Origin of the sequence: Allobosea sp. (assembly GCF_030695125.1) — a bacterium.
Lineage (GTDB): Bacteria > Pseudomonadota > Alphaproteobacteria > Rhizobiales > Beijerinckiaceae > Allobosea.
In genome coordinates, this window is sequence record NZ_JAUYTP010000006.1 from 40,265 (window position 1) to 49,281 (window position 9,017).

The window sequence follows — 9,017 nt, forward strand, 5'->3', positions numbered from 1 at the left end:
ATGGTCGGGTCAAGCCCGACCATGACGACTGACGCCCCTTACCCCCGCGCCTCCAGCGCCTTGACGATGGCCTGGCCCATCTCGCTGGTCGACACCGCGTTGGCGCCGGGCGCCGCGATGTCCTTGGTGCGGGTGCCGGAGCCCAGCACGTCGGCGATTGCGCCTTCGAGACGGTCGGCCGCCTCGATCGCGCCGAAGGAGTAGCGCAGCGCCATCGCAAAGGAGCCGATCATCGCGATCGGGTTGGCCAGCCCCTTGCCGGCGATATCGGGCGCCGAGCCGTGGACGGGCTCGTAGAGCGCCTTGCGCTTGCCGGTGGCCGGGTCCTCGGCGCCGAGCGAGGCGGAGGGCAGCATGCCCAGCGAGCCGGTCAGCATCGCCGCGACGTCCGAGAGGATGTCGCCGAAGAGGTTGTCGGTGACGATGACGTCGTACTGCTTGGGCCAGCGCACGAGCTGCATGGCGCAGTTGTCGGCGAGCACATGCTCGAGCTCGACATCGGCATAGTCCTTGGCGTGCAGCGCGGTCACCGTCTGCTTCCAGAGCACGCCGGTCTTCATGACGTTGTGCTTCTCGGCGGAGGAGACCTTGTTGCGGCGCGTGCGCGCCAGCTCGAAGGCGACGCGGCAGATCCGGTCGATCTCGGGCGTGGTGTAGAGCTGCGTGTCGACCCCGCGCTTGGAGCCGTCCTCCAGCGTGACGATCTCCTTCGGCTCGCCGAAATAGACGCCGCCGGTGAGCTCGCGCACGATCAGGATGTCGAGCCCCTCGACCACTTCGGGCTTCAGCGAGGAGGCCGAGGCCAGCGCCGGATAGCAGATCGCCGGGCGTAAGTTTGCGAACAGGCCGAGATCCTTGCGCAGGCGCAAAAGCCCGGCCTCCGGGCGGTGCTGATAGGGCACATCCGCCCATTTCGGGCCGCCGACGGCGCCAAACAGCACGGCGTCCGCCTGCTGGGCGAGCTTCATGTCGCCTTCCGAGATCGCCTGCTTGTGCGCATCGTAAGCGCTGCCGCCGACGAGCCCCTTCTCGATCTCGAAGGAGGCGAGCCCCTGCTTGCCGAACCAGGAGACGATCGTCTCGACCTGCCCCATCACCTCGGGGCCGATACCGTCGCCGGGAAGCATCAGGAGCTTGTGGGTCGCCATGGTCGTCGCCTCGCCGTTTCTTGAACCTGCAATGGCGGCTGATTAGGGCGCGCGCCCCCCGCATGCAAGCGGCGCGGACGCGATGTCAGGGCCGCGCCAGCCGCGCGGTCACCTCGATCTCGACCTTCATCTCGGGCTTCAGCAGCCCGGCCACGACATAGATGCCGGCCGCTGGGCGCACCTCGCGGAAGACCTCGCCGCAGACGGCGAGCACCGGCTCGCAATAGGCCCGGTCGGTGACGAAATACTGCGCCCGCACCACGCCCGCCAGCGAGGTGCCCGCCTCCGCCAGGACGGTCTCCAGCGTGCGAAAGATGTTGCGCGCCTGCTCGGCAGCATCCTCCGGCAGGGTCATGGTGACATAGTCGTAGCCGGTGGTGCCCGAAACGAAGACGAGATCGCCGTCGATCACGGCGCGCGAATAGCCGAAGGCGGTCTCGAAGGGCGAGCCGGTGGAGATCAGGCGGCGGGTCATGCGGAGTCCGTCATTCTCGGGCGAAGCGAAGCGCAGACCCGAGAATCTCCCGCGGGAGATGCTCGGGTCAAGCCCGAGCATGACGCCGGGGCTAAACCCGCCCGCTTTTCAGCGCGCGCAGCACCTTCTCGCCGGGGCGGCCGGTCTGCGGCATGCCGATCTTGGCCTCGACATCCCGGATCGCGGCCCGCGTCAGCGAGCCGACGGCGCCGTCGGGCTCGCCGACATTGTAGCCGCGCGCAATCAGGAGCCGCTGCAATTCGCGGCGCTGCTCGCGCGAGAGCGGCAGATCGTCGGTCGGCCATTGCCCCTGCACGCCCGGCCGGCCGCGCAGCCGGTCCGACAGCAGCGAGATCGCCAGCGCATAGGAATCCGCGCCATTGTAGCTGAAGGCCGCATCGTAATTCTTGAAGACGAGGAAGGCGGGTCCGTTGCGGCCTGCCGGCATCAAAAGCCCGGCATTGCCCGTGCCGTTGAGCGGCGAGCCGTCGAACTTGACGATGCCGCGCGACGCCCAGGACGACACAGGCTGCTTGGGATTGCGCCCCGTCGGGCCGGAATAGCCTGATGGCACCCGGACCTCGTAGCCCCAGGTCGCGCCGGTGACCCAGCCCGCCTTGTCCATGAAGTTGGCGGTCGAATGCAGCGCATCGGGGATCGAATCGACCAGGTCGCGGCGCCCGTCGCCGTCGCCGTCGACGGCAAGGCGCAGATAGGTCGAGGGGATGAACTGGGTGTGCCCGAAGGCCCCGGCCCAGGAGCCGAAAAGCCGCTCAGCCCGCACATCGCCGCGTTGGATGATCTGCAGCGTCGCCAGCAGCTCGCCCTTGAAGAAGGCGTTGCGGCGCGGCGCCAGGCAGGCCCCGGTGGAGAGCGCCTGCACCAGCGGCCATCGCCCCTTAGCCTTGCCGAAATCGCTCTCGACGCCCCAGACGGCGGCAATGGTGTGACGATCGACGCCGAAGCGCTGCTCGGCCGCGGCGAGCACCGCGGCGTGCTGGCGCATCATCGCGCGTCCTTCCGCGACCTTCTCGTCATCGACGAGCGTGCCGAGATAATCCCAGATCGGCGTCTTGAACTCCGGTTGGTTGTTCATCGCCTCGATGATCTTCATGTCCGGCTCGACGCCGGCCATGGCGCGGTCGAATGTGGCGCCCGACACGCCCTTGGCGGCTGCGTCGGAGCGCAAACCTGAGAGGCAGGACTGGAAGCCGCCCTGCGCCGAGGCGGCGGAGGCGATCAGGACGAGGGGCAGGGCCAGGATGAGGGTGCGCATGGTCTCCACCGAATCGCAGGAATGACGCGAAACTAGGGCGTGGCGGTTAAGAGAGGTTAACCTTGCGCGATTTGGCGGCAGCATCCGGCGAATCCCCCTATGACGGGAGGCCTTCTCATGGGAACCGACCATGTCGCCCGCCACGATCGAGATCCTCGGCTTCGCCGCCGCCGCCCTGACCAGCCTGTGCTGGCTGCCGCAAGCCTGGCGCACCATCCGCACCCGCGACACCCGCGCGATCTCGCTCTGGACACAGTCGCTGCTGGCGCTCGGCACCGTTCTCTGGCTGACCTATGGCGTGCAGATCGGCTCCGCGCCGGTCGTCGTCGCCAATGCGCTCACGCTCTTGCTTGTTCTGCTGATCCTGTCGATGAAGCTGCGGTTCGGCTAGCCTCGACATCCAGGCGACGGCCTCAACGACCCGGAAGCGCGGACCGCAGGCGCTCCGGCGCATGATCGAGGGATGAACGGACGACATGACAGCCCCCATCCCCTCCCCCGGCCATCCCGCCGTCGAAGCCTACCTCGCCGATGGCTATGACCGCGTCGTCGGCATGTCCTCGCGTTTCGCCGCGGCGATCTGCGCGCGGCTGCTGCGGCTGCAGACGCAGCAAGGCGTGCGCGGGCCGATCGCCGAGATCGGCGCCTTCGAGGGCCGCTTCTTCATCGCGCTCGCCCATGCGCTCGAGGAAGGCGAGATCGCACTGGCGCTCGACATCTTCTCCTGGCCCGACCCGGGCGTGGAGCAGCGCTTCGAGGCCAATTGCGCTCGCCACGGCATCGGCCCCGAGCGCCGCCGCACGATCAAGGGCGATGCCGGCGCGATGGCGCCCGCAGACCTCCTCGCGAAGGCCGGCGGCGTGCCCTTGCGCTTCCTCCATATCGACGGCGAGCATTCCCGCGCCGCGCTCGGCCGCGACCTCGCCCTGGCCACCGCCTGCCTCGCCGAGGGCGGGCTGATCGTGCTCGACGACATGCTCCACCCCGGCTACCCGACCCTGATGGTCGCCGTGCAGGCGTATCTCGAGGCCAATCCCGACATCGTGCCGCTCTGCGTCATCGACCGTGAGACAATCGTCGGCGCGACCAAGTTCGTGCTCTGCCGGCGCGCCTGGTTCGAGCGCTACCAGGCGTTGATGCTGGAGATCTTCAAGGACTTCATCTGGCCGCTGGGCGCCGATTTCGAGCCGCACTGGTGTCTGGTGCTGTCGCAGGACACGCGGCTGGCGGAGATCGTCTGAGGGGTCTGACCTGCCGGTCAGAGCGCCCTCACTATTTCAGATAATCCATCAGGCTGAGCGACTGGATCTTGGCCATGGCGGAGTATGACGCCTGCAATTGCGTCTCGTAGGTCGAGAGTTGCAGGGCCAGTTCCGTGACGTCGGCACCGTTCACCTCGCTGATCAGCCCGGCGGCATAATCCTGGTACTCCACCTGTGCAGACGCGCTGCGCTCCAGGGTTGCGGCATGAACGGACAACTGACCCTGGACGGCGGCGACGGCGTCGGTGGCGCTGACGGTCAGGTTCGAGATCGCCTGCAGGGTTGCCGTGTCGGGAACGGTCGCCGCGTTGGCGACGGCGCTGAGGGCGCGCAGCGCCTGTTCGAAGGCGGCGTCATTGCCCGTGACGCCGTAGCTCAGCGTCCGCTCCGAGGAGACCGCGACCGAGGCCTTCACGCCATTGCCCTGGTAGTAGGAGGTGTCGGCCGTGGCGACGTCGGTTGCGGCATGGCCGGAAAGGTCGACGGGGGCCGTCGTGGTGTCGCTGCCGCCAAAGAGATAGCGGCCCTCGAAGCGGGTGTTGAGCAGGTCAGCGACCTCGTCGAGATAGCTCTGCGCCGTGGCCTGCAGGGTATCGTCGTCGCTGCCGGCGCTGATGGCGGCCGACAGGCTCGCGCGGAAACCCGACAGCGCATCGGTAATCGAGGTCAAGGCGTCGGACATCACCTCGACACGGCCGCGCGCGTCGTCGGCCGCGCCCGCATAACTTTTGGAGCGCGCGACCGAAACCTCCAGGCTGACCAGCGTTCCCGCCGAACGACCCAGCCCGCCATAGTCGCTCGAGACGGAGCCCGACGCCTGCTGGAGCTGAAGCTCGTTCATTTTCGCCTGCGAACGCTGCGAGGCTTCCAGCATGCGCTCGCTCATGGCGAAGGTCGCGACGCGTGTGATCATGGGCTCCTGTCCCGTTGAGTGAACGCCTCGTCAGGATGACGCGACGACCTGAAGCAGCGTGTCGAACATGCTGTTGAGCGTCTCCAGAAGCTGGGCCGCCATCGAGTACTGCTGTTCCAGCTCCGAAAGCTTCGCCGTCTCCTCGTCGAGATTGACGCCTGATTGCGACGCCAGCGAATCCGCCAGCGACTGCTGCGCGCTCTGGCTGGTCTCAGACGCGCTCGCGCTGTTCGTCGCGGTGGCCGCGATGCCGGACACGATCTTCGCGGCATAATCGGCAAAGGACGTGCTCGATGCCTTCAGCGTCCCAGCCGCAGCGAAGCTCTGAGGAGCGCTCAGCGCCGCGTCGAGCGCCTGGGCGATGCCGCTTTCGCCGATGCTGACGACGCTATCGCCGACGCTCGGGCTGGCTTCGGCCGAAAGCTGCGATGTCGCCAGCAGGCCCGGCGTCGCGATCAGATCCTTGCGCACCGCGATCGTCGATGCGTCCGAGCCGCCCAGCAGATCGTTGAGGCCGAGATAATCCGACAGGCCCTGGTCGGCATCGCCCACCGCGCTGTCGATATCGGCGATCGCAATGCCGGTATCGGCGGCGTCGGCGGCGATCACGACCCGCCCGGACGCGTCGAGCGAGGCCGACAGGCCGTCGATGCCGTCGAGAGCCGAGACCAGGTCCGACACCGTGGAGAAAGTCGACAGATCGAGGTCCTGGTAGCTGACCAGCGCGCCGTCCGCGTCAGTCACCGCGAGGCGGACGCTGCCACTGCCTGAAAACGCGTCGCCGGCGGAGAGCGCGGTCGACCCGGTCAGGGTTGAGGGCGGAGGCAGCGAGGTCCCGGCATTGTGGATGCTGTTGAGCGTGTCGATCAGCCCCGTGGCGAGTTCGTCGAGCTCCGCCTGGGCCGCCGGCAACACGCTGTCTCGCTGCGTGATCAGGGCGCCGACCTGGCCCGACCCGACCTCGGGGGTGATGTCCTTGCCATCGACCGTGATACCGCTGAACACGGTGTCGCGGGTGACGGCCGCTGCGCTTGAAGAGGAGAGCTCGTGAGCGCGGCTGTCCAGCAACGTGGTGCCCGAGGCGGTGGAGATCCGCATCTGGTTGTCGGATGTGACGTAGTATTTCACATCGATCTGGCCGGACAGCGTCTGCAGCGCCGTGTTGCGCGTGTCCTCGAGGTCGGCCGTCGCCTCGCCGCGCGACTGGGCCGTGGCGATCTGGCCGTTCAGGGCATCGATGGCGTTCAGGGCGGTATTGATCGTCGAGACGGCGTCCTCGATGGCGTCGTCGGCATCGGCACGCAGCCCCTGGATGCCGGTCGAGGTTTCGCGCAGCTGGCTTGCCAGGGTATCGAGCGCGGCGACGGAAGAGGCCTTCAGCGTCTCGCTTTCGGGCGTGCCGCTCAGTTGCGACAGGGCGGTTTCGAGGTCGGCGATGCTGTTGGCGAGCGAGGTGCCGCCGCTGTCGCCGCCCGTCGTCGCGCCGAGCAGGTTCTGCAGCTTGTCCGCGTAGCTCTCCGTCGTCGTCGCCGCGCCAGCCGTGCTCGTCGCGCCGACAAGATCCTGAAGCAGATACTTGTCGACGTTGCTGGTGATCGCGGTCACCGACACGCCCGAGCCCACCGTGCCGGTATAGACGGCGGCCTGCGTCGCGACCTTGCGCGTGTAGCCCTCGGTGTCGGCATTGGCGACATTGGACGACGTCAGCGCCATCTGCAGCTGCGTGTTCGCCAGGGAGCTGTAGGCGATGCTGCGGATGGCGGAGAAGGACATGGTCAGCCCCTGTTGGACCGAGGTGGCGTTAAAGATAGCGGCTCGGGCGAATGGTCTGCGCCATCTGCGCAGGCGCGGTCTTGCCGTTGGCCCCGTAGCGGCTGGGTGGCGGCGCCGACTGCTCGCGAATGGCGCGCATGATCGCGTCGATGCGCCGCCGCGTCGCGGCAATCGAGCTGCGAAGGCTTTCGACATTGTCGTTCATGTGGAGGCGGAGAACCTCGTTGCTCGCGATCAGGCGCCTGTGCAGCGCGGCGTCGGCATCGGCGAAAGCGATGTCGCGGCTGCGCAGACCCGCAATCCAGTGCGAGAACTGGCCGGAAAGCTCGCGCTTGCGCGCGACGAGATGCGAGGTCGAGGCCGGAATGCCGGCGGCCATCAGCGCGTTCTCTTCCTCGATCACGACGATCAGATCGTCGACGAGAGCGAGCATCGCCTTGATGGCGGCATTGGCCGACTGGCGGCGCGTCTGTCCGCCGGGCACGGTGTCGAGCAAGGGGGATGGGGGCATGACGGGTGCTCGCATGTCTCAGCGCTTGTAGGGAATGTCGGAGAGCGATCCGGCGCGGTGGTAGGCGTCGAGAGCGCGATGCGTCGTCATGCTCTTGTCGAGGGCGCCGCGCATGTCGTCGCGGGCGCTGCGCAGGGCATCGAGCATGAAGCCGAGATTGGCGAGGGTGACGAGCGCCTCCTTGCGCTGGCGCTCGGCAGGCTTCGCGGCGGGCGGTTTCTGCCGCGCTGCGGCGAGTTGGTTCCTGGCGGTCGTTTCGACGACGGCCAGCCGCGCGAGCAAGGGGTCCTGCGCGAGGATGTCGGGCGGGGCAGCGCGCGCCGGGCGTGCGACGCGGGGAGCGGGGCGGTTGCGCTTCATCGCATCGCGCTCAGCAGCGTGTCGTACATCGTATTGACGGAGGACATCACCTGCGCCGCGGCCGAATAGGCCTGCTGCGCCGCCATCATGTTGCTGAATTCCTGGCTGGTATCGGTCGTGCTCGCTTCGAGCATGCTGCCCGAGATCGTGCCCGCGCCATTGGTGCCGGCCACATGCAGCGAGCTGGCGCCCGACATCGAGTTCGCGGCGTAGACCCCGCTGCTCAGGGAGGTCAGCCCGTCGGCATTGTTGAAGGTCGCGACAGCGACCTTGTAGATCGCCCGCCGCTGGTCGTTGTCATAGTTTGCATAGACGGTGCCGTCGTCGCCGAGTTCGACGCCGGTCAGCGTGCCATAGCTGATGCCGTCCTGATCGTATTCGAGCGAAACCGACAATTGATCGTCGCCCGTCGAGAGCTGGCTCAGCCCGCTCGACGATCCGGCCGTGCCCATGTCGAGCGCAATCGCGCTGTCAGCCGCCCCCGTCGTCCAGCCGGTGAAGGTCAGCGTCGGCGGATTGGGAGTGGTGCTGGCGAACGTGCCGTTGTTGTTGAAGCTGATCGAAACCGTGTTGCTCGCCGGCGACGTGCCCAGCAGCGTGTTGCCGTCCGCGCTCGTCGCATTGGAGAAGGCGGCGCTCCAGGTATTCTCGGCCGTCTTCGTCCAGGTGACGGTCGTGGTGGCGGCGGTGCCCAGCGAGTCGTAGACCTCGAGTTCGCTTTCGAAACTGTCGCCGACCGCGGCATCGGCCGGGAGGTTGGCTTGCAGCGACAGGCTGGTCGTGGCCGCCGCGATGCTGCCGATCGCCTTCGTATCGACGGTCTGGAGCGCGGCGGCGGTTGTCGCGCCCAGGACGGTGCCCTCGGCATCGGTGGGCCAACCCTGCAGGTAGTAGTCGCCGTTCGAAAGATAGCCGTTCTTGTCGATCGTGAACTGGCCGTTGCGGGAATAGTAGATGTCGCCATTGGCAGAGTCGTTGCCAACGACAAAGAAGCCGTTGCCCTCGATCGCCATGTTGGTCGAGGTCGCCGATGAGACCAGCGAGCCCTGCGTGGCGATGCTGGAGACGCCGGTGATCGAGACGCCGCCGGCGGAATAGGCGGACGAGGTCGAGTCGGCGATCAGGCTCTCGAAGCTGGCCGTGGTCGTCTTGTATCCATAGGTGTTGGAGTTGGCGAGGTTCTGGCTGACCATCGACAGGGCAGAACTCTGCGCTGACAGGGCCGAGACAGCCGAATTCAAGGCGCCGGTGAGACTCATGGCGTTTACTCAACTCTACACGGGAACAGGGGTGGTGCCG

Annotated in this window: 10 protein-coding genes; 2 read left to right on the forward strand and 8 right to left on the reverse strand. The window is 67.4% G+C overall.

What is annotated here, in order from left to right; genetic code table 11:
* Window positions 1-38: 38 nt before the first annotated feature.
* The 3 genes from leuB to Q8S38_RS00775 all read right to left on the reverse strand — a co-directional run bounded on the left by leuB (window position 39) and on the right by Q8S38_RS00775 (window position 2,899).
* The gene (gene leuB, locus Q8S38_RS00765) at window positions 39-1,148 is read right to left on the reverse strand and encodes a 3-isopropylmalate dehydrogenase (RefSeq protein ID WP_069055983.1); all 1,110 of its coding nucleotides are present in this window, start codon (window positions 1,146-1,148) and stop codon (window positions 39-41) included.
* A gap of 85 nt (window positions 1,149-1,233) precedes the next feature.
* The gene (locus Q8S38_RS00770) at window positions 1,234-1,623 is read right to left on the reverse strand and encodes a RidA family protein (RefSeq protein ID WP_305678506.1); all 390 of its coding nucleotides are present in this window, start codon (window positions 1,621-1,623) and stop codon (window positions 1,234-1,236) included.
* Window positions 1,624-1,714: 91 nt separating this feature from the next.
* Entirely contained in the window at window positions 1,715-2,899 is a 1,185-nt protein-coding gene (locus Q8S38_RS00775) for a lytic murein transglycosylase (RefSeq protein WP_305678507.1), read from the reverse strand.
* A 130-nt stretch (window positions 2,900-3,029) separates the two neighbouring features.
* Between Q8S38_RS00775 and Q8S38_RS00780 the strand changes: the two genes are divergently transcribed.
* Entirely contained in the window at window positions 3,030-3,290 is a 261-nt protein-coding gene (locus tag Q8S38_RS00780) for a SemiSWEET family sugar transporter (protein ID WP_305678508.1), read from the forward strand.
* 85 nt (window positions 3,291-3,375) lie between these two features.
* Window positions 3,376-4,140 carry a class I SAM-dependent methyltransferase gene (locus Q8S38_RS00785; protein ID WP_305678509.1) on the forward strand — a complete coding sequence of 255 codons (765 nt, stop codon included), beginning with the start codon at window positions 3,376-3,378 and terminating at the stop codon, window positions 4,138-4,140.
* Window positions 4,141-4,171: 31 nt separating this feature from the next.
* Here the strand turns inward: Q8S38_RS00785 and Q8S38_RS00790 are convergent, their stop codons facing one another.
* Genes Q8S38_RS00790 through flgE form a run of 5 tightly spaced genes read right to left on the reverse strand, consistent with a single transcriptional unit; the run spans window position 4,172 to window position 8,977 of the window.
* Window positions 4,172-5,074 carry a flagellin gene (locus tag Q8S38_RS00790; RefSeq protein ID WP_305678510.1) on the reverse strand — a complete coding sequence of 301 codons (903 nt, stop codon included), beginning with the start codon at window positions 5,072-5,074 and terminating at the stop codon, window positions 4,172-4,174.
* Between the two features lie 30 nt (window positions 5,075-5,104).
* Window positions 5,105-6,847, reverse strand: coding sequence for a flagellar hook-associated protein FlgK (gene flgK / locus Q8S38_RS00795; RefSeq protein ID WP_305678511.1), 1,743 nt, complete (start codon window positions 6,845-6,847; stop codon window positions 5,105-5,107).
* Window positions 6,848-6,875: 28 nt separating this feature from the next.
* Complete coding sequence (locus tag Q8S38_RS00800; protein ID WP_305678512.1) at window positions 6,876-7,358, reverse strand: flagellar protein FlgN; 483 nt, start codon at window positions 7,356-7,358, stop codon at window positions 6,876-6,878.
* An 18-nt stretch (window positions 7,359-7,376) separates the two neighbouring features.
* Window positions 7,377-7,718, reverse strand: a complete 342-nt coding sequence (locus tag Q8S38_RS00805; RefSeq protein ID WP_305678513.1) for a hypothetical protein — start codon at window positions 7,716-7,718, stop codon at window positions 7,377-7,379.
* Window positions 7,715-8,977: a flagellar hook protein FlgE gene (flgE, locus tag Q8S38_RS00810; RefSeq protein WP_305678514.1), complete on the reverse strand. Its 1,263-nt coding sequence runs from the start codon at window positions 8,975-8,977 to the stop codon at window positions 7,715-7,717. Before flgE ends, Q8S38_RS00805 begins: the two co-directional genes overlap by 4 nt.
* Window positions 8,978-9,017 lie beyond the last annotated feature (40 nt).

What these genes read in the sequence shown, in the direction of transcription:
- flgE (WP_305678514.1), bottom strand. Translation starts at nt 8,977, where the DNA reads ATGAGTCTCACCGGCGCCTTGAATTCGGCTGTCTCGGCCCTGTCAGCG.
- Q8S38_RS00775 (WP_305678507.1), bottom strand. Translation starts at nt 2,899, where the DNA reads ATGCGCACCCTCATCCTGGCCCTGCCCCTCGTCCTGATCGCCTCCGCC.
- leuB (WP_069055983.1), bottom strand. Translation starts at nt 1,148, where the DNA reads ATGGCGACCCACAAGCTCCTGATGCTTCCCGGCGACGGTATCGGCCCC.
- Q8S38_RS00780 (WP_305678508.1), top strand. Translation starts at nt 3,030, where the DNA reads ATGTCGCCCGCCACGATCGAGATCCTCGGCTTCGCCGCCGCCGCCCTG.
- Q8S38_RS00785 (WP_305678509.1), top strand. Translation starts at nt 3,376, where the DNA reads ATGACAGCCCCCATCCCCTCCCCCGGCCATCCCGCCGTCGAAGCCTAC.
- Q8S38_RS00805 (WP_305678513.1), bottom strand. Translation starts at nt 7,718, where the DNA reads ATGAAGCGCAACCGCCCCGCTCCCCGCGTCGCACGCCCGGCGCGCGCT.
- Q8S38_RS00790 (WP_305678510.1), bottom strand. Translation starts at nt 5,074, where the DNA reads ATGATCACACGCGTCGCGACCTTCGCCATGAGCGAGCGCATGCTGGAA.
- Q8S38_RS00800 (WP_305678512.1), bottom strand. Translation starts at nt 7,358, where the DNA reads ATGCCCCCATCCCCCTTGCTCGACACCGTGCCCGGCGGACAGACGCGC.
- Q8S38_RS00770 (WP_305678506.1), bottom strand. Translation starts at nt 1,623, where the DNA reads ATGACCCGCCGCCTGATCTCCACCGGCTCGCCCTTCGAGACCGCCTTC.
- flgK (WP_305678511.1), bottom strand. Translation starts at nt 6,847, where the DNA reads ATGTCCTTCTCCGCCATCCGCAGCATCGCCTACAGCTCCCTGGCGAAC.